Genomic DNA, 20,747 nt, shown 5'->3' on the forward strand with positions numbered 1-20,747 from the left:
TCTAGTTTATTTTGACTTTCTCGTCATTACATCAAATATAACCGCACCTGCTAAAACTCCGCCTCTAATCATATATTGATAAGATATTCCAACACCTAGTAAGTTCATCCCACTTGAAAGTGATGCCATAACGATTGCACCAATAATAGCACCTGTTACTTTTCCAACTCCTCCAGCAGCTGAAACTCCCCCTACATAGGCTGCAGCGATGGCATCTAATTCGAATAGAGTTCCGGCTGTTGTGGTTGCTGATTGAAGACGAGCCGTGAATAAAATACCGGATAATGCTGCCATCATTCCCATGGATCCAAAAACAATATAAGTAATTTTTTTGACATTAATCCCACTAAGGTGAGCAGCTTCTGGATTGCTTCCGACTGCATAAATATGTCTTCCAAGTACTGTTTTCGTAGTCAAGAAATGATACACAAAAACAACTGCAAGCATTACAATAACGGTCCAAGAGAATCCATTATATCCAGCAAGAATCCATGTAATATAAGCAATAATGATTGAAACAAATGCTAATTTTAAAATAAACATCGGTTTAGACAATACATCGAATTGATAGTTTAATTTGTTCCTTCTATTTGTTATTTCGCTATAAATATAGAGCAGAATCCCTATTAACCCTACCAATAAGGATAAAAAATGCAGTCCATTTACTTCAAACATGGATGGAATATATCCATTGCCAATTGCATTAAATGCATCATTTTGAATAATAATAGTTCCTGTTTTTTCCGTTACTTGCAATAAAGCCCCCCGAAAAATCAGCATTCCTGCTAAAGTAGCCACAAAGGATGGTATGCCTACTTGTGCTACTAACAGCCCATTAAATAATCCTACTACAATTCCTAGAATGAGAATGATGGGGATGGAAATATATACAGATACGCCTGCCTGTGTCAGTAGGATTGCGGCAATCGCCCCGAGAAATCCCGCAACATATCCAACAGATAAATCGATATGACGAATAACTATAATCAATGTCATCGCAACTGCAAGCACGGCTATATATCCTGCTGAGTCTAGTAAATTACTTATATTTCGCGAAGAGATAAATAGTCCGTCTGTCATAATCGTAAACGTAAGAATAATAACAAACAAAGCGATATACATTCCATAATCACGAATATTCGCTCGAATAAGTGCTTTTGCTTCTTGATACATAATCCTTCCACCCTCCCTATTGTGTTGCCAGTTGCATAATGTTTTCTTGATTCGCTTCTTCTATAGACAATTCACCTTTTAATTCTGTTTGCGCCATGACATACACTCGGTCGCTCATGCCAAGCACCTCTCCTAGCTCAGAAGAAATCATGATGATGCTTAATCCTTCTTCAATCAGCTTATTCATAACAGTATAAATTTCAAATTTAGCACCAACATCAATGCCACGGGTTGGTTCATCTAAGATTAATAGTTTTGGGGCAACAAAGAGCCACTTTCCAAGTGAGACTTTCTGCTGATTTCCTCCACTTAAATTACCTGCGAACTGTTCAAGTGATGAAGCTTTTATATGAAGCGACTTTTTATAGGAGTCAGCAACCTTAATTTCCTCATTTTCATTAATGACTCCTTTTTGCGCAATTCCTTTCAAATTAGCAGCGGAGATATTACTCTTAATATCTTGCAGCAAGAATAATCCGTCTCCTTTACGATCTTCTGTTACATACGCTATTCCCGCTTGAATAGCATCACTCGTATGTTTAAATTTTTGCGGTTCCCCATTCAAATACATTTGACCCTGAATCTTATACGATTTTGCATTTCCAAATATACTTAATGCAAGCTCCGTTCGTCCTGACCCCATTAAGCCTGCTATCCCAACTATTTCCCCTTTTTTCACATGGAGGTTAATATTCTTTACCACATCTCTCCCTAATTGAGGATCAAAGGCACTCCAATTTTTCAGCTCTAAAATAGGGGTTCCTTTTTCTTTCTTATTTCGTTTTGGATAAATATCCTCTATTTCTCGACCAACCATGTTTTTAATAATAAAATTCTCTGTAATTTCTCCTTTAGCAGCTTCTAGGGTACAAATTGTTTGGCCATCTCGAAGGACAGTCGCTTTATCTGCTATCGAGATAACTTCCTTTAGCTTGTGGGAAATCATAATACAAGTAATCCCCTGATGCTTTAGTTCCTTTAACAAGCGAAGAAGATTTTCACTATCATCTTCATTTAATGCAGCTGTCGGTTCATCTAAGATAAGAAGCTTTACATCTTTACTTAATGCCTTGGCAATTTCAATTAGCTGTCTTTTCCCGACACTTAAATCTTTTACAAGTGTGTCTGGAGCAACATCCAGTTTTACTTTTTCTAGTAATTTCTTTGACTCTACAATCGTTTGGTTCCAATTGATTACTCCACCTTGCTTCACTTCATTGCCAGCGAAAATATTTTCATACACTGATAAATCAGGAAATAAAGCAAGCTCTTGATAAATAATGACAATCCCTGTTTTCACACTGTCACTAATTTTATGAAACTGTTGAATTTCATCTTCAAAGACAATATCCCCCTCATACGTTCCATATGGATGGACTCCACTCAACACTTTCATCAAAGTCGATTTACCAGCTCCATTTTCTCCTATTAAACAATGAATCTCTCCTTTATTAACCTTGAAATTCACATTGCTTAACGCCTTAACTCCTGTAAATTCTTTTGTGATCCCATTCATTTCAAGAATATATTCACTCATTTTCTTCCTCCTTTAAAAGCTGACAAGGGAATGGATGAAAGGGCCGACCTCCCTTGATATATCAATCACCAAAAGCAATCGATATAGCCAATGGAGGCCGAACATTTTTTTTTTGGAAGTCCCTTCTATAAAATTACTTTAATCCTGTAAATTCACTTGCTTCATAATAGCCTGAGTCAATTAATTCTGTTTGGACATTATCTTGATCTACAACAATGACATTTGTTTGCTTCGCACTTACTTCAATCGCTCCATTATCATAAGAACCTGTAGTTTCTGGTGATTTTCCATCTAAGATATCAACAGCAATCCCCATTGCGTCCGTTACTAAGGTACGAACATCTTTAAATACGGTCATGGATTGCTTTCCATCAATCACATATTGAATAGATGCCTTTTCTGCATCTTGTCCTGTCACGGTATAACTAGAAATATCTCCATCAGAAGCGAAAACATCAGCAATTGCGCGGGCAGTTCCATCATTAGGCGCTAAGACAGCAACATCGCCCTTCATGTCTGTTCCTACCGCTGTTAAATGAGTTTGTGCTTTATTTTTCGCTTCGTTTGGATCCCAGTTTGTTGTAACCTGGCCTAAGATTTTACTCATTTCATCACGACTAAGCTCTTGCTTATCTTTTAACTTTTCTGCTTCACTTGAGTTAGCAATTTTGAATGTTCCATCCGCAATTTTTGGTTGAAGTACATTCCATGCTCCCTCAAAGAATAAAAAGGCATTGTTATCTGATGCAGCTCCTGCATATAGATACAAAGGGACATCCTTTCCTTCTGAATGCTCAATCAAATATTGCCCTTGTGCAGCACCAACTGCCACACTATCAAAAGTTACATAGTAATCAACTGCATCAGTATCTGTAACCAAACGGTCGTATGAAATAACTTTAATGCCCTCTTTTTTAGCAGCCTCAACAGCTGCCGCTGCTGCCGCTCCATCTTGTGGAGTTATAATAAGTACTTCAATTCCTTTATTAATTAACGTTTCCACATTTTCTTTTTCCTTCGCAGAAGAACCTTGGCTGAATAAAATTTCAGTCGTATATTCAGAGTCTTTTAAAGCATCTTTAAAACGCTGTTCATCCTGTACCCAGCGTGGCTCATCTTTCGTTGGCAAGACAATTCCCACACTAATTTTATTGCTGCTTCCACCTGTGCTGTTACTGCAAGCTCCCATCAGAGCAGCAATTAGCACTACTACAAGTAATAAGGAAATGGATTTCCATCTTTTCATTGATTTTTCCCCCTTTGAATTTGGTTCTTTCCTTTCTTTACAGTTAAAATTGTATGAGAAAAACCGCTATTTTGTAAGCGTTAACAATAGTACTCTTTTAATATCATCTGTATTTTTTTAATATAGGGGTGGTTAAAAGACTTTATTTGGCTTAGCCAATGCTTGAGGGTAAGGATATTTCAAAAGTGGAGCACTTCATCTTTTATAGTGGTTAAAAAAATAGCCTTCATTCGATTAATGAAGGCAGTTCTTTCAACCAATATACTAACTATCCAACCAGTTACTTTACAATCACTCTATTTCCGTAAGGTATGGTATTTTTCTTTTTCTTCATTTTATTTTGGTACATATTATCATCTGCTTCTGTAAATAACGCAGTCATTTTTCCAAGAGAGCTTGAAACAAATCCATAGCCTATAGACATTTTTACAGTAGTATCCGTATCCCTTTCCTCATCGCCGCTTAATTCCATGGACATACGTTTGTACAACTCTTCTATTTCTTCCTTTCCCATTCCTTGTATTAGTAGGACAAACTCGTCCCCACCGATCCTTGAGACCGTTATATACGGGGAAGAAAAAGTGTTTAGTATTTTTCCAGCTTCTTTGATTAGATCGTCACCTTGTTTATGCCCATATTTATCATTTACCTGCTTTAGTTCGTCTAAATCACATAAAATAATAGCGATTGCCTCATCTATTTTTGTATCAAATTCTTCCATCTTTTGTTCAAAATAAAATCGATTATGTACCTCTGTCAGTGCATCATGAATCAGTTGATACTCTAAATTTTGTCGCAGTCGCACTTTCTCATCAATATTGCGAATAATTCCATGTATAGCTACTAGATTCCCTAGTTCATAAATAGGGGTGGCATATTCCTCAAACCACTTATAATTACCGTCTACACATCTCATACGTTGGATCAATGGCTCACTATAATCTATCTTTCCAATGAGTTTTTTGTACATAATATGATAATCATCTGGATGGATTAATTCTAAAGGAGCATGGGGATTTCGATAGAATTCCTTAACCATTCCCTCTCCTAAAATATAATCGGTGGATGGACTAATATACGAATGTCTCATTTGCGGTCTTACTTCATATCTGTAAACAATATCCTTCGAGCTTTCCACTAAGCGAAACATAATATCTTCCCTTTCCATTTTCACTTTCCAGCTATTATGTTTTCGTTTGGCATTTACCTTCCAAAAGAAAATACCAAATATTATCCCGCTAAAAAAATAGAAAATCCCCATCTTCATCCTCACCTTAAATTTGTGAGACTATCATCGGCATATTACAACGATCTAAATACAGAAAAAAACTAATCTTCTTCCGATTAGCCTTCCGTTTATAAAGATAAATCGGTAACTGGCTGACTTAATCTCCAAGATCTTAGTCCCTATAGCTTTGCGTCTTCACCTTTCGATGAATTTGCCTTTAACACCTTAATATATTTAATGAACTATTGCATTACATTTTTTCCTTTTTCTAGCTTCTATTACAAATTTTATAGGAAAATAGTCAGATGTACAAGAGATAGGAAGGACTTTTTTCACATTTTCTTACATAACTAGAAAAAATAACTCTTTCTATTAAATCTGAAAAATTCACAAAATCTCCATTTCTCTTTCCTCTTTTTTGCGGTTTAGTTTGATATCTTAATAAATAAGCAATCAAACTAAAAAGGGAGAATGCGATTAAGATGAAAAAAAATAAACTTATCATCCCAATATTCATTACAATAGTATTTGCCATAACTATCTATTTATTAATCAATCAAAATAATCGCTATGAAAAAATGGAAAGTGGAGATGTTAAACAACTCGTCCATGATTATAGTACTGGCAAAAAATCGGCCGTTTCTGCTTCGATTAGCTCCGATACACTAACAGTAAGCACGCCTGAAAACGAGGAACTTATCTATCAGTTGCCTAAAGGTGAATTTTTCGTATCATTTGCTCCTTACTTAATTGATACACACCCTTGCGCAATCCATAATCTAGCAGGTTGGCGCGGAGAATTGGCTAATAAGGAATTTGCTGTATATATTGAAGATCAAGATGGAAAGGTTTATGTGGATGAACAGATAACATCCCAAGCAAATGGTTTTATCGATGTATGGCTTCCTCGCAACAAGGATTTTAAAATGACTATCTCTTATAATGGCAAGACAGCTAAGACCGAATTTGCTACTTTTAAAGATGATAACACTTGTATTACTACCCTTCCTTTAACCTAACATGCTAAGTAGGTACCTATTTTCTAGGTTACCTACTTTTTTTGACAGTTACTTAATTTCGTAATAATCCTGAGAATGATAGCTTCGAAATCCACAAGACTCGTAAAGCTTAAGCGCACGAGCATTTTTGGCTTCTACTTCTAAAAAAATCGGCAAGCCTTTTTGCTCTTCTTGTTTTACTACTTTCGATAATGCCCTTCTGCCAATTCCTTGCCCGCGGAACTCTGGAAATACCACAAAACCATAAATCCATGCTTCTCCATTCATTTCAGAAACTCTGATTTTCCCTGCTATTTTTCCATCCACCTCAATAATCATACGGTGATCATCATCCAGTTCCCTTATTGTTTCTACATATGCTCTGACATCCTCTTCCACCATTCCAAATCCTAGGACATCAAGCTGGATTTCTACTTCTTTGTCATGAACATAATCATAGGGTCTTAACTTAATCGCTGTGTCCTCGATTATGTTTGCCTTCTGCCATTTCATTTGATGCTCCGAAAAGGTATAGGAACAAGGAATTTTCTCTAAAAATGCTTTCGCACTCTGGGATGTAGCAGGAGCATTCAATAATATGCTCGTCGCCCCTCTCCTTCTTGCCTCCTCTAGACCTTCCGCCAGTAATGCTGTAAAAATCCCTTTTCTTCGATACTGTGGATGAACCATGCCACAAAACTCTACTTTTCTTCCAAAATAGTAGCTTCCTAAAAATCCAACTAGTTTGCCGTCTTCATTATGGAAAAAGTCCTCTTTATTTTCTCCATTTCGGTTTTCTAGCATATCGAAGTTAAGCTTTAACTCATATCCTTCCTCTTGCTCACAAATTTCTTTAAGTGATTTTATTTCTGCAATTTGCTCTTTTGACAGCATATTTATTTTCTCCTCTAATTTTGGATAGGAATCGGAAGGATTCTCCTAAGAACATCTTCCAAATAATCACATTCAGTGCTACTTACTCGATCATCCTCTATAACAGTATACGTACAATTGTCGCTGTTTAAATATTTATAAATAATATATGCTTCATCTATTTCCTCTTTTCCCAAAGCACTGATATGTTGGTTGGGTACAGAAAGGGATTCTATCCTTCTCTTCACTTCTTGAATATCTACCTGATTGACTTCATATATTTGTTGATAAATAATTTTATTTCGTCTAATAAGAAAAAGCTTTATTCGATAGTCAGCTAAGGATTCTACTGCCATTATTAGATGATTATCCACCATAAAACTTACTACTGATTCTGTTTGCAAAATCGTATTTATTTTCGTAATCGTATCTCTAATTTCTGCTGCCTTCTCAAACTCAACATTACTGGAGGCTTCAATCATTTTTGTGGACATCTCTTCTAGTACACCATTATCCTTTTTATTAAATAAAGCGATAAGCCGATGAATAATTTGTTGGTGAGCTTCTTTGGCTATTGGATCAAAACAAATCCCCATACACTTTCCGATGGAATAATTCAAGCACGGACTTTGACTCCACTTCTCTTGGGAGCAATTTATTTTATAAAATGCTTTTATTCCATTTATCACATTTTCTACTGTTCCTTTACTAGTGAAGGGACCAAAGTAATAATGAACATCGTCCTTATCTAACTCATTGGCGATTTCCATATGATAGTTTCCCTTCTGCCATCGAAAAACGATGTAGTTATAAGCCTTTGTTGTTTTCATCATTCTATTGTACATAGGTTGAATTTCCTTTATTAACTTACATTCCAGCATCAATGCCTCAAATTCCGTATCTGTTAGGATAAAGTCGAAATCCTTTATATGCTTTACAAGCTTCTCCCATTTGCCAAACCGATTTTTCGAATGCTGGAAATAGGAAGAAACTCTATTTTTTAATTTTTTTGATTTGCCAACATAAATGATGTGACCAGAGGAGTCTTTCATCAAATACACCCCTGGAGATGTTGGCAGATTTTTTATTTTTTCTTTAAGCTCCAAGTCGATTCCTCCTCTGGATTGTTTAAAAAGTAGTCATCTTTATTCCATGTGTCATCGTATCAATCTCTACTTCTCCTCCAATTGGAAAAGTAAAGAATGGTTGAATATGTCCAAAATCAACATTATAGAGAACAGGGATTTTTTTCAAAAGAGGATGTTTATCCAGAATAAATAGAAGCTGCTCCTCTGACATCTTAGAAGCTTTTTGAAATCTCCCAATTACTAGCGCTTTTATGGAGCCAGCAGTCTGTAATAAAGAAGTTAAGTCTCTTGCAAACGTTTCTGGAATGGTTAATTCATCATCTTCTACAAACAGAAGGCTGTCTTTCAGATTTGGCATATATTCTGTTCCCTGCAGTAAATTTAAGGTACATAGATTACCGCCAAACACTTGCCCTTTTGCCCTACCCTCTTGATATACCTTCCATCCCCCTGGTTCGAATTGGCGATTTTCTTGATCCAAATACCATGCATCATCTGTCCATACATCAGAAGGCTCAACCATAAATTTCTGTGATTCCATCAAGCATTTCTGGAAATATTCCGTTTGGTATTCCTGTAACTTATCCATTTGAAAGCTAGAAAAGTGCGGTCCTGAATATGTAATAAAATCAGCCTTTGTTGTGATGGCTGTTGCTAAAGCAGTAATATCACTATACCCGCAAAGTATCTTTGGATTGTTTTTTATTAAATCATAATTCAAATAAGGCAATAGCTCATTACTGTTAAATCCACCAATTACAGTTAAAATCCCTTTCACCTTTTTATCCCGAAAAGCATCATGAATATCTTCTATTCGATGTTCTATTGTCGTGGAAAACTGTAAGTCGGATTCAAAAATATACTTACCAAACGTAACAACAAATCCAAGATCCTTTAATCTTTTCTTTGCTTGCACAATTCCCTCTTCAGATAATATTTTTGCACTTCGACTAGGAGCGATTACTCTAATTTCATCCCCCTTTTGTAGCTTAACAGGTACTCTCATGCCTATTCCTCCTCTTTCTTTTTATTAAAACACAAATAATCTTATATTTCTGTAACTTTTAGGGAGGACAAAACGTATATTTTACAAAAGAAAAAGGTGCTTCATTGGAAAAGGAGGAATAACTATGTTTACATTTTTTTTAGTCATTGGGATTATCGCGATTTTTATCGCTGTAACTATGGTAGGCGCATGGCCCGATGGACGGCAACATAGAAACCATTATTTCACAGAAACAAAAGAAGATCGCGCATTAAACACAAAGATTTCCATAGTAGTTGGTTTGATTGGGATTGTGTCATTAGCAATAGCTGCAGCAATTTATTATTTTGTAAATTGAGTGGGACAAGGAACCCGGCCCCACGTCCCACTACTCCAACTCCTTCATTCGCTTCGTCAAATCCAAAAACTTTCTATCTAATTCTGCATATTCTTTATCCTTTGGTGTCATAAAGCTTAATTTTCCTAGAACTTCTTGTCTTTCTGTTTCTAGCTTTAAACGCAGTTCCTCTTTATTGTCCCTTTCCTGCTTCGCAGATTCTGTCCATTGCCTCTTAAAGGAGTCTTCTGCTAAAACTATTTTGCTTGTTGTTGTTTTCTCCAAAAAATAGCGGTCATGGGAAACGATTAGAAGAGTCCCATTATATTGCGATAGCGTTTCTTCTAATTGCTCACGGGATGGCAAGTCAAGATGGTTCGTTGGTTCATCCAGAATAAGCACGTCTTTTTCTTCTAAAATATATGCCATTAACTTACACTTTACCCGTTCCCCCATGCTCATATTTTTTATCGGTTCCTTCCATTGGGACGGCATAAACCCTAGATGTTTCATTAGCGTTTGTACTTTTCCCCTTGCAGCAAACGTCTCAGTAAAAAATAGCTGTTCTGGTGTTTCCTCTAAAGGGAGATCAAATACTTCCTGTGTTAAATACCCCATATTGGCTGTAGGAGAAATCCAGACTTCCCCGTCTGCTTTTTCTTTTCCTAAAATAATGTTTAATAAGGTTGTCTTCCCGCTTCCATTCGGACCTATAATAGCAACCTTCTCGCCATATTGAATCGTAATATTCCCTTTTTCAAACAAAACGCGAGAGCCAAATTTCTTCGATAAATCCTTAATCTCCAAAAAGCGTTTTCCTTTCTTTTTATTCGCTTCAATCGAAAAAGATACCGTATACTCTTCTTCTACACGCTCCACTTTATTTCTTTCCAGTTCCTTTTCCAATCGTTTTTGCTTCGATTTCACTTGAGCATCCATTCGTTTCGCCTTTGCCCGATAATATTCCTTTGGAAACTCTTGTTTGGTTGATTGCGCATGTGCCTTTTGCGCCCAAGAGGTAATCTCTTTCATTTGTCCTTCGACTTGTTTAATCTTCTTTTGTTGTTTATCATATTCCCTCTGCTGGGTTAACCTTTTCTGTTCGCGCGCTTCCATATAACTGGAATAGTTTCCTTTATGTTCAATAAGCTTCCTACTTTCAATAGACCAAATCTTTGTGGTTACACTATCTAGAAAATAACGATCATGAGAGACAAGGAGAATGGTACCCTTATATTTTTTGATTTGCTGTTGAAGGAGTTTCATACTTCGCTCATCTAAATGATTGGTTGGTTCATCTAAAAGCAGTATGTCTGCTTCAACAGCAAAACCTCTAGCAAGCCGAGCTTTTAACTTTTCCCCACCGCTCATATTCTGAAAATCATTTGTTGGCACTTGCCATTTTTCCAACAGCTTCATTTCAGTTGAATTTTCTTCCGCTAGGTCATAGTTTTCTGTTTCTTGCTCAACCATTCTAATAACCAAATTTTCCTTTATCCACTTCAAATGCCCATTTGTAGGAGCTATATCTTGATTTATTAATTGCAATAATGTTGATTTGCCTGCACCATTCTTGCCAATAATCCCAATAACCTCTCCCTGCCGTACACTTGCATTTATTTTTTCAAAAATGGTTGCATCCAACACTTCATAACTGATATTCACTAATTTAAATAGTTCTGTCATCCGATCAAACCCTTTCTATGAAGGGAGAAAAAAAATCCTCCCAATTTTCCTTGGAAGGATTAGCCGTACCTAATTATCCGCTCGTTCCCAATCATGATCATATACAAAAAAACCGTGCATATCGACCACTAATTGTGCGCATACCATTAGAGATATACACAGAAAAGCGTTATATGAAAATGGGCAGACTAATCCTATTTTTGGTTAATTTGAAATTTTTTCATTCAAATTGTTGAAAAATAAGATTAGTTCTTCATCGTTCACCCATCATCCCTTTCGTTGTAAGTAACTGTAGTATAACATACTTTCTGTAATGTAATCCATTTCTGACAAAAAATATGGAAAAATTTCACTTTATATTCCTATCTGTACAATATCACGATTGTTTAGTATTATTTTAATTATGTTTTTGTTAGATAATCTAACATAAGATATCCAAAACTTATCAACATCAAGAATAATGCGAAAAGGAGTTACACGAATGAAGCAAAAAAGAATGTCTAAATTTATTTTATTCTTTGTAGTTATCTTAACTATATTGAGTATTATTTCTCCCATAACAAAAGCAGAAGCAAAGGAGAAAGTATATCAGATTGCAACAGATATTACATTTGCACCATTTGAATTTCAGGATGTAAATGGTGATTTCGTTGGAATTGATATGGACTTAATCGCTGCTATTGCAAAAGACCAAGGCTTCCAATATGAAATGAAGCCACTTGGATTTAACGCTGCTGTTCAAGCGCTTGAATCAAACCAAGTAGATGCTGTTATTGCCGGAATGAGTATTACAGAGGAAAGACAAAAGAAGTTTGATTTCTCTGATTCTTATTTTGATTCAGGTATCATTATGGCGGTTGATAGTGATAATGAGACCATCTCCTCTTATGAAGATTTAAAAGGTCAAAAAGTTGCTGTGAAAACAGGAACAGAAGGTGCTAGCTTTGCAGAGAGCATCAAAGACGAATACGGATTTTCAATCGTGACTTTTGACGATTCTGCTAATATGTACGAAGAAGTAAGAACAGGAAATTCCGTTGCTGTATTTGATGATTATCCTGTATTAGCATATGGAATCAAGCAAGGAAATGGATTAAAAATTGTCACAGATAAAGAAGCAGGAGCATCATATGGTTTTGCTGTCTCAAAAGGACAAAACACAGAGCTTCTTGAGATGTTTAACACTGGTTTGGCTAATTTAAAGGCGTCAGGTGAATATCAAAGAATATTAGATAAATACTTAGAAACTGGCTCAGATGTGGAAGAAGGAAGCGGCTTTTTCGGTCTATTGAAAGAAAGTTTCCCAAGCTTGCTATCTGGTTTAAAAATGACATTGATCTTAACCGTTATTTCTCTGTTAATTGCAACCGTACTTGGGATTATTTTCGGATTATTACGTATTGCAAAAAATAAAGTGTTAAACACAATCGCTATTATTTACATCGATATATTCCGAGGAACACCATTAATCGTTCAAGCATTCTTTATTTATTTTGGAATACCAGCAGCTCTTGATTTTCGCATTTCAGCTGTTGCTGCCGGTCTTATTACCCTAAGTTTAAATGCTGGTGCTTACATGGCTGAGATTGTCCGCGGAGGAATTCAATCGGTTGATAAAGGACAAATGGAAGCCGCACGTAGTCTGGGACTTCCTTATGGAAAAGCAATGAGAAAAGTCGTCCTTCCACAGGCGATTCAATTAATGATTCCAGCATTTATTAACCAGTTTGTTATCACCTTGAAAGATACGTCTATTCTTTCGATTATCGGCATCAATGAATTGACACAAAGTGGAAAAATTATTATTGCAAGAAACTTAGAATCATTCCAAATGTGGCTAATTGTCGGCATTATGTACTTTATTGTCATTATGATTCTAACAAAAGTATCAAATGTATTAGAAAGAAGGATAAAAAATGGCCAAGCTTAAAGTGACGAATCTGAAAAAATCATATGGTAGTCTCGAAGTATTAAAATCAATTGATTTACAGGTAACAGAAGGCGAAGTTGTTTGCTTAATCGGTCCTTCTGGATCTGGTAAAAGTACCCTTCTGCGCTGTTTAAATATGTTAGAAGAAGTAACAAGTGGAGAAGTAGTAGTAAATGACTTTAAATTAACCGATAAGAAAAATGACATAAATAAAATTAGAGAAAATATTGGAATGGTGTTCCAGCACTTTAATCTTTTTCCACACTTAACGGTATTAGAAAATATCACGCTAGCACCAGTTGATTTAAAGAAAGCCACGCCACAGCAAGCGAAAGAAAAAGCATTAGCACTTTTAGATCGAGTTGGCTTGAAAGAAAAGGCGAATGAAAATCCAGCTAAATTATCTGGTGGCCAAAAGCAAAGGGTCGCAATCGCACGTGCCCTTGCCATGAATCCTGATATTATGCTATTCGATGAACCAACAAGTGCCTTAGATCCGGAAATGGTCGGAGAAGTATTGAATGTTATAAAACAATTGGCACAAGAAGGAATGACCATGGTTATCGTTACACATGAGATGGGCTTCGCTAGAGAAGTGGCGGACCGTGTAATCTTCATGGATAATGGATACATTGTCGAAGAAGGTACACCACAAGAGATCTTTGGAAACCCACAAAATGAGCGTACGAAAGATTTCTTGAATAAAGTATTGTAAAGCTTATGGGGACAATTCATTGTCCCCATTTTTTTAATCCTTATAATGCTTCTTCCCCCACTCCCCCATTAAATCAAGAATGGGGATAAAGCTTACTCCCTTTTCTGTTAAAGAATACTCCACTTTAGGCGGCACTTCTTTATATACTTCTCGATGTACCATTTGATCTGCTTCCAATTCCCTTAGCTGTCTTGTTAAAATTCCTTTTGAAATGCCTGGTAACAGCCTTTGTAGTTCATTAAAGCGTTTTGTTCCTTGACTTAAATGCCATAAGATAATAATTTTCCATCTTCCCGCTGTTAAATTTTGCGTATAAGTAACAGGACAGAACCCTTCCTCTTCACTCGAGTCAGGTGTTCCTTGAACAAAATAACGAGCCATCTGATCTATCTCCTTTCCCATGGTACTATTTATGTGACTATGTTATTAAAAAATAACTACTTTTATTTTTCTAACTATGAATATACTATATACCTATATTGAATATACAACAACACATCTTGTCAGAAACATTTGGTTATAATGAAATAAGAAAATGAATGGGAGGAAATATAAAATGAAACTATTAGTAACAGGTGCTACTGGTAAACTCGGCTCTAAAATCGTGAATGTTTTACTATCAAAAGTTTCTGCTGACCAGCTTGCAGTCAGTGTTCGTCATCCTGAAAAAGCAGAAGATTTACGTGTAAAAGGTGTAGATGTTCGCGAGGGAGATTTCGATAAGCCAGAAACATTGGAAACAGCCTTTAAAGGAATTAATCGATTATTGATTATTTCAGCAGATGGAGACACGGAAACAAGAATTCGTCAACACAGTAACGCAGTCGCAGCAGCCAAAAATGCTGGTGTTTCGTTTATCGCATATACAAGTATTGCAAATGCACAAGAAAGCACAAATTTCCTTGCTGAAGTTCACAAAGCAACAGAAGAAGCTATTCTTCAAACAGGCATCCCCTATTCTTTCTTGCGTAACAACTGGTACCTTGAAAATGAACTTTCTACTATTCAAGGTGTTCAAGCGGGAGCACCATGGATTACCTCTGCTGGAGAGGGAAAAGTCGGCTGGGCTTTACAACAAGACTATGCAGAAGCAGCAGCAGAAGTACTAGCAGGAGAAGGACATGAGAATACGATTTATGAGCTGTCTGGCAAACTATTATCTCAGGAAGATATCGCTGCTGCTGTTAGCACAGTGATTGGAAAAGAAGTACCCGTTCAACAGGTTGATGACACAACTTATGCTGAAATAATGACTAAAGCTGGCGTACCAGACTTTATCGTTCCTATGCTTGTGGCTATCCAAAAGGATATTCGCGAAGGTTCCCTAGAAATAGAAAGCAAAGACTTTGAGAAATTGCTTGGACGTTCGGAAACTCCTGTGGTGGAAGGGATAAAACAACTTCTCAATGGTTTAAAATAAATAAGTCCATATAAGAAAACAGCCACACCCTTTGATTCATGGAGTGTGGCTGTCACGTATTCTACGACTACTTATTTTTTAAGCTTCTACATTATCTGCTTGTTCTTTCGCTTCTTTTAAAATTCTTCTTCTGTTATAAAGCATTAAAGCAAGGGTAAGTACAGCAATGATAATTGCGCCAATTATTTTTATATCTAACAATTTTACGATAAACCATGGTAGTGGACTTGCTGCATAATCAATGCTTGAAATTAGACTCGAACCATTAGGAATCGCAAAGTTTACCAAGCTAGCTGCTTTTGTAAAGATAGGTGCTAAGTCTGTAGCAAACCATAAACCTAATATTGTAATAACAAGACCAACAATGAACGTACGGAATACATTCCCTTTTGTAATTGGGACAATTAACACAAATGCGAATGGTAGACCTGCTAAACTTGCAAATGGTAATAAACCGTTACCTGGAAGTATTGCTGCAAGAACTAATGATATTGGTACAAGTAATAGAGATACAACTAACGTAGTTGGATGACCAATCCCAACTGCTGAATCAAGACCAATAAATAGTTTCCCAAAATTTTTAAAGCGTTTTTCAATCAAATCTTGTGTTGCTTCCGATACAGGCATTAATCCTTCCATCAATACTGCTGCCATTTTTGGAATTAAGACTAATACTGCTCCCATTGTAATCGCTAAGTTAAGAATACCTTTTACATCATAACCAGCTACTAATCCAAGAATTCCACCAATAATGGTTCCAAGGAATATTGGTTCACCGAATACACCTAGTCTTCTTTGTAACCCATCTGCATCTAAATTAATTTTATTAATACCAGGAATCCAATCTAAGATTTTATTCACAACGATGGCAATCGGTACAAATGATGCTGTAAAACCTTGCGGTAATGATACACCCTCTAATCCAAGATGCTTTTCGACACTTTTCGCAGTCAGGTCAGCAATAACCATAATAACAATCATATTTATAATAGCTGCAAAAATACCCTACCAAAAACTATCTGTTAAAACAGCAACAATCGATCCTGTAAAAGCAAAATGCCAGTAGTTCCAAATATCAATATTAACCGTTTGTGTCGTTCTAGTAAGTAACATCACTATGTTCACTACTAAACAAACCGGAATAATCAGTGCCCCTACTTTTGAACCAAACGCAATAGCTGCTGCAGCTGGCCAACCTACATCCAATACATGTAAATTCAGTCCAAAGTTTTGCACCATCTGCTCTGCAGCAGGACCAAGGTTATCCGTCAATAAAGCGATAACAATATTTAACCCAATGAATCCTACACCAACAAGTAATCCTGATTTAATTGCCTTTCCTACCTTTACTCTTAATAAAAGAGCAAAGATAGTGAATATAATTGGCATCATGACACTTGCACCTAAATTAACAATATAATCTAGAACAGCCATGTGGCTTACCTCCTAATACCAATTGCAATTCCTCTAATATGATAACGGTTGCAATTGGTTGTTTTATTTATCTGAAAAACTTAGCTTGTAACAAGTTGACTTAAATATTTCTTAATAGAAGAAATATCACCAGTCATCATCTCTTTAACAGCCTCTTCTTCAGAAAAGAGGCCCATTAAACTGGAAAGCATAGCAGTTTGATTTTGCTTATCTTTTAAAACAATATTGCAAATTAATTTCACTTCTACCGCTCCACTACCATCCATATTACTAAATGTAATAGGTTTTTCTGGAACGATGATTACAAGCGTCGATTTATTGACATGAATTGCATCTGAATGCGGAATTGCTACTCCGTAATTTCCAAAATCAAGTCCAGTTGGAAACTCAACCTCACGTTTTAAGAGAGCTTCTTTATAGGAATCTTTCACATAGCCTTTTTTTAATAATTCATCCGCTAAAAATTCCAATACCTCTTTATCGGTTGTAAATATTCGATCCGTGAATATCAGTTCTTCATCTATTACGAAATCCATTTTCCTTATCCCCCTTATTTTAGACCTAACTTCGTAATAACCTCCTCAATGGTTTTCTCTTTCCCCACATTTGTAATGAATGATAAGCCTTTAACAACTGGAATATTTAATTCTTTTGTGAAGTTTGTAGTTGTTACGATTAAATCATATTCATTTGCTTTACTAGCCAATTCAGCAACTGTTGTTTGATGAAGCGTTACTTGATTTAGCAATCCTCTTTCCTTTAAAGCATCCTGTAATTTATTTAAAGCAACAGTAGAAGTAGCAATACCTGCACCACAAGCGATTAATATTTTTTTCATTTTAATTTCCTCCTATTTATTGCGAATATTCATTGAAAATTTGGAAGATATCTTCCTTGGAATTCGCTTTAATTATTTTTTCCACATCATCTTTATTCGTTAATAGTTTCATCAGTTGTCCCAATATTTCTAAGTGACTAGTCTTATCCACAACCGTTAAAGTAACCACCAGTCAGACATCTTCTTTAAAATCGTCTTTAAAATCAATACCATTTTTAAAAGTAACTAAACTGAGAGCAAGCTTTAATGCTCCATCTTCTGGCCTTGCATGTGATAAAACAACTCCAGGCGCAACCACCATATATGGACCATATTCATGAAAGTGTTTAATCACCGTCTCATAATAAGGGCTAGTTGCTGATTTATCGTCATATAATAAGTCAGTTCCTTCTTTAATAGCTTCTTCCCAAGAACCTACTTTTGCTTTCAGTTTTATTGTTCTTTCATTAATAATATTTCGAATACTTAAATTCTCATAGGATGTAGAATCTTCTTTTTTATCCATTAGTATTTTCATAAATTGATATTGGAGCTTATAAACATCCTTCACTGTTCCATGTGATTGAACCGCTTCCAATAGTTTATTCACCTTATTTAAGGTAACTTCGTAATAATTCCCTTGGCTAAATTTGGAATGTAAAAATTGACTAATAAGCTCATAGTCTGACTCTGTTAAAAAAACATTAACTTTCAAGTATTTCTTATTATTCATCTCTGGAATATCAATTGTACTTATGATTAAATCATAGCTGCTAGAGTCCATATACTGTAACGCTCTAAACGAAACTGTGTTTACAATCTCTACATGGAACGCTTTTTGGAGTTGATTGGATAAAATATTGGCACTCGATATTCCAGCACCACAAACCAACAACACTTTTTTTCTTGCTTCCATATTATCCTGTGCTTTTTCTAATGCTGCTGCAAAATGCAAGGTAATGTAGGATATTTCATGATCGTTAAAAGACTGGTCCAGATGTTCTTCCAAATACTTTGTTATTTTTTTCGTATGTTGAAACAATTCCTCATAATGAAAGATAATCTCATCAAACATAGGATTTTCTAACGTTAAGTGATATTTAATTCGATAGATAGCTGGCTTTAAATGAAGAAGTAATCCCTCGACTATCTTTTCTTTCTCTTCCCCAAACCTACATTGATAGATGGATTCTAATTCATCGACCATTTTTAGAGAAGCTAAGTATAGCTCATCACCATTCAACTCTTGTTGATCAAGTGGATGCTTTTTAATGCTCTTTGCCCCTAATAATTGTAAAGCAATATAACCAGCCTCCATATCTGGAATAGAAATAGCATAATGCCAAGCCAGTTCCTCCATCATATGTTTAGCTACTGTATATTCTCTTGTATCACTGATATTACTAATAATAGCTTCTGATATATCTACTTCACGATGCTGGAATGTCCTCTTTACCGCAACCATTAAGTGTGTTAACAGATTCATATAAGACTGATCATCAAATTCTTTATCCAATTCCTGTTCTGCTGAGAAAATTAAATCATCAATAAATTGAATATCGATTTCACTTAATACATCATGAAAATAAATAGTATTGATTTTCGAGAGAACACGGTGATTGCTAATATATTGAAAGATATCTTTTGCACTAATGGTACCTAAGATCATCTTGTTTAAAAGCGATCTCTTTTGCTTTTCATCCCCCTGTATCAGAACACCATGCTTTCTTTTTCGCTCTAGAGTTAAACCATATGGATCAATATATTCATTAATCAATTGCAGCTCTGAATCCAAGGTAGACTTAGATATTCCTATTTTATCTTGCAAATCAGAGTATGAAATCGGTTCCGTTTCACCTAACAACCTTGTCAAAATATAGATAAAACGTTCTTCCTTCGATAAAATATACTGATATGGTGAATGCTCTTCTAGAAACTTTGCTATAAACGTTGTTACTTCTTTTACTCTATTTAATTTAATTCCTTTTAAATGATGCCTTTCAATGCAGTTAAATCCATTTTGAAAAAGAAATTCATCTAATTTATTGATGTTATATCTTATTGCCCTTTCACTTACATCAAGTTTATTAGCTAGTTCTTGAATTTTGATGTAGTCAGGAGTCTCTAATAAATCTCTTAGTATGGCCATACATTTTTTATTTAGATTCATTGTTGTTCTCCTTTCTATTTACATGATATACGATAATTCGCTATAAATGAATACGCTTAACACACAAACCATGACCGATTGTTTCGGAAAAAATTATGCAAATACGAATTCGCTTCATTTGTTGTTAACACGGACCAAATCAGTAATATGCCCCCCCTAAACTAGAATCACCTCTTATTTCATCAAATGCTTAATCTTCTCTTCTGTACCAGTCCCATCAACAGGCGTATAAATGCTACATCTTAAATCATTTCGGCCATGAACTTGCAAAGAAGTTAAATTATAAATCATTTTCCCAGCCTTGGAGTGACGAAATTCAATTAATACTTCAGGCGCAGAACTTACTTCACTTTCATTCCACATTTTATTAAAATCCGGATAGTTCTTTTTCATCTCTTCAATAAATTCTCCATACCACTCATCTGCCATATACTGCCCTAAATAAGTGCGAAAGATAGAGAGAAATCCTTTGACAAAGTCTTCCCAATTAACAGCTAATGCTCTTAGCTCTTTTCTTGAAAAAACCAGTTCAATTAGATTTCTTTTTTCAAGTGGAATTTTTTCAAAATCCAAGAATACTTGTTTAGCAGCTTCATTCCATCCTACAATAAAGGAGCGTCGATCGGTAATAATCGAAGGACAGTAACGAAGCTCTTTTAAAATTTTCTCCAAGGATGGCGTAATCATTCCCTCTTCCTCTCCTTTTGGAAAGAAGGAACCACCTTCTTCAAAAGCTAATCCGTACACATATTTTCTCTCATCTAAACTCAATTGGAGCGCATCTGCAACAGCGTCTAAAACTGAAATAGATACTTTAATGTCTCTACCTTGCTCTAGCCAGGTATACCATGTAGTGCTTACACCAGCTAATTGTGCTACTTCCTCGCGACGAAGTCCTGCCGTTCTTCTTCTACTACCAGCAGGAAGTCCAACCATTTGTGGCTGTATTTTTGACCGTTTTGTTTTTAGAAAATCGGATAGCGCTTCTAATCGGATGTCTCTATTCATATACATTCTCCTTTTTAACCTAGTATTAATTATACTAGTATAAACTACAACTTGTAATAGGATAAAAAAAGCATACAATAAATAAAAAAGGAATGGGGGAAA

General features: G+C 35.6%; 17 protein-coding genes, 2 pseudogenes and 1 riboswitch. Of the genes and pseudogenes, 5 read left to right on the forward strand and 14 right to left on the reverse strand.

All coding sequences use genetic code 11. The annotated features are described in order from the left end of the window. Nucleotides 1–6 precede the first annotated feature (6 nt). From QQZ16_RS05865 to QQZ16_RS05880, 4 genes are all read right to left on the reverse strand, one after another. On the reverse strand, nt 7–1,173 hold the full coding sequence (locus QQZ16_RS05865; RefSeq protein WP_031536089.1) for a sugar ABC transporter permease: 1,167 nt from the start codon (nt 1,171–1,173) through the stop codon (nt 7–9). A 16-nt stretch (nt 1,174–1,189) separates the two neighbouring features. Next, on the reverse strand, nt 1,190–2,710 hold the full coding sequence (locus QQZ16_RS05870) for a sugar ABC transporter ATP-binding protein (RefSeq protein ID WP_031536087.1): 1,521 nt from the start codon (nt 2,708–2,710) through the stop codon (nt 1,190–1,192). 133 nt (nt 2,711–2,843) lie between these two features. Continuing rightward, nucleotides 2,844–3,956, reverse strand: coding sequence for a sugar ABC transporter substrate-binding protein (locus QQZ16_RS05875; RefSeq protein WP_235250780.1), 1,113 nt, complete (start codon nt 3,954–3,956; stop codon nt 2,844–2,846). A 280-nt stretch (nt 3,957–4,236) separates the two neighbouring features. Further along, nucleotides 4,237–5,217 carry a sensor domain-containing diguanylate cyclase gene (locus tag QQZ16_RS05880; RefSeq protein WP_235250782.1) on the reverse strand — a complete coding sequence of 327 codons (981 nt, stop codon included), beginning with the start codon at nt 5,215–5,217 and terminating at the stop codon, nt 4,237–4,239. A gap of 107 nt (nt 5,218–5,324) precedes the next feature. After that, nucleotides 5,325–5,410: riboswitch (cyclic di-GMP riboswitch) on the reverse strand. A 256-nt stretch (nt 5,411–5,666) separates the two neighbouring features. On the opposite strand from QQZ16_RS05880, the gene QQZ16_RS05885 reads away from it, so the two are divergent. Continuing rightward, a complete protein-coding gene (locus QQZ16_RS05885) occupies nt 5,667–6,203 on the forward strand; it encodes a CueP family metal-binding protein (RefSeq protein ID WP_284561180.1) in 537 nt (178 codons plus the stop codon). 48 nt (nt 6,204–6,251) lie between these two features. Here the strand turns inward: QQZ16_RS05885 and QQZ16_RS05890 are convergent, their stop codons facing one another. Genes QQZ16_RS05890 through QQZ16_RS05900 form a run of 3 tightly spaced genes read right to left on the reverse strand, consistent with a single transcriptional unit; the run spans nt 6,252 to nt 9,149 of the window. Then, a complete protein-coding gene (locus QQZ16_RS05890; RefSeq protein ID WP_284561181.1) occupies nt 6,252–7,076 on the reverse strand; it encodes a GNAT family N-acetyltransferase in 825 nt (274 codons plus the stop codon). A gap of 14 nt (nt 7,077–7,090) precedes the next feature. Further along, nucleotides 7,091–8,161, reverse strand: a complete 1,071-nt coding sequence (locus tag QQZ16_RS05895; protein ID WP_031536076.1) for a UvrB/UvrC motif-containing protein — start codon at nt 8,159–8,161, stop codon at nt 7,091–7,093. A 22-nt stretch (nt 8,162–8,183) separates the two neighbouring features. Further along, nucleotides 8,184–9,149 carry a S66 family peptidase gene (locus QQZ16_RS05900; RefSeq protein ID WP_284561182.1) on the reverse strand — a complete coding sequence of 322 codons (966 nt, stop codon included), beginning with the start codon at nt 9,147–9,149 and terminating at the stop codon, nt 8,184–8,186. A gap of 124 nt (nt 9,150–9,273) precedes the next feature. Here QQZ16_RS05900 and QQZ16_RS05905 point away from each other — a divergent pair, with 124 nt between their 5' ends. Next, nucleotides 9,274–9,486 carry a DUF5316 family protein gene (locus QQZ16_RS05905; RefSeq protein ID WP_284561183.1) on the forward strand — a complete coding sequence of 71 codons (213 nt, stop codon included), beginning with the start codon at nt 9,274–9,276 and terminating at the stop codon, nt 9,484–9,486. A 30-nt stretch (nt 9,487–9,516) separates the two neighbouring features. Here QQZ16_RS05905 and abc-f read toward each other — a convergent pair whose 3' ends face one another. After that, entirely contained in the window at nt 9,517–11,151 is a 1,635-nt protein-coding gene (gene abc-f / locus QQZ16_RS05910) for a ribosomal protection-like ABC-F family protein (RefSeq protein WP_284561184.1), read from the reverse strand. A 481-nt stretch (nt 11,152–11,632) separates the two neighbouring features. On the opposite strand from abc-f, the gene QQZ16_RS05915 reads away from it, so the two are divergent. Next, entirely contained in the window at nt 11,633–13,081 is a 1,449-nt protein-coding gene (locus tag QQZ16_RS05915; protein WP_031536069.1) for an amino acid ABC transporter substrate-binding protein/permease, read from the forward strand. Further along, complete coding sequence (locus tag QQZ16_RS05920; protein WP_031536067.1) at nt 13,068–13,796, forward strand: amino acid ABC transporter ATP-binding protein; 729 nt, start codon at nt 13,068–13,070, stop codon at nt 13,794–13,796. The genes QQZ16_RS05915 and QQZ16_RS05920 overlap by 14 nt, the downstream gene beginning before the upstream one ends. A 33-nt stretch (nt 13,797–13,829) precedes the next feature. Here the strand turns inward: QQZ16_RS05920 and QQZ16_RS05925 are convergent, their stop codons facing one another. After that, nucleotides 13,830–14,177 carry a winged helix-turn-helix transcriptional regulator gene (locus QQZ16_RS05925; protein WP_251628333.1) on the reverse strand — a complete coding sequence of 116 codons (348 nt, stop codon included), beginning with the start codon at nt 14,175–14,177 and terminating at the stop codon, nt 13,830–13,832. 175 nt (nt 14,178–14,352) lie between these two features. On the opposite strand from QQZ16_RS05925, the gene QQZ16_RS05930 reads away from it, so the two are divergent. Then, nucleotides 14,353–15,216: an SDR family oxidoreductase gene (locus QQZ16_RS05930; RefSeq protein ID WP_284561185.1), complete on the forward strand. Its 864-nt coding sequence runs from the start codon at nt 14,353–14,355 to the stop codon at nt 15,214–15,216. Nucleotides 15,217–15,294: 78 nt separating this feature from the next. On the opposite strand, the pseudogene QQZ16_RS05935 reads toward QQZ16_RS05930, so the two are convergent. The 5 genes and pseudogenes from QQZ16_RS05935 to QQZ16_RS05955 form a co-directional block, all read right to left on the reverse strand. Next, nucleotides 15,295–16,650: pseudogene (locus QQZ16_RS05935) on the reverse strand (PTS galactitol transporter subunit IIC). A gap of 80 nt (nt 16,651–16,730) precedes the next feature. Then, the gene (locus tag QQZ16_RS05940) at nt 16,731–17,186 is read right to left on the reverse strand and encodes a PTS sugar transporter subunit IIA (RefSeq protein WP_284561186.1); all 456 of its coding nucleotides are present in this window, start codon (nt 17,184–17,186) and stop codon (nt 16,731–16,733) included. Nucleotides 17,187–17,200: 14 nt separating this feature from the next. Then, a complete protein-coding gene (locus QQZ16_RS05945) occupies nt 17,201–17,488 on the reverse strand; it encodes a PTS sugar transporter subunit IIB (protein ID WP_031536059.1) in 288 nt (95 codons plus the stop codon). Between the two features lie 16 nt (nt 17,489–17,504). Next, nucleotides 17,505–19,637 (reverse strand): annotated as a pseudogene (locus tag QQZ16_RS05950) (BglG family transcription antiterminator). A 174-nt stretch (nt 19,638–19,811) separates the two neighbouring features. Then, complete coding sequence (locus tag QQZ16_RS05955; RefSeq protein WP_284561187.1) at nt 19,812–20,645, reverse strand: helix-turn-helix transcriptional regulator; 834 nt, start codon at nt 20,643–20,645, stop codon at nt 19,812–19,814. Nucleotides 20,646–20,747 lie beyond the last annotated feature (102 nt).

Source organism: Bacillus sp. T2.9-1, assembly GCF_950097965.1.
Taxonomy (GTDB): Bacteria; Bacillota; Bacilli; order Bacillales; family Cytobacillaceae; genus Niallia; species Niallia hominis.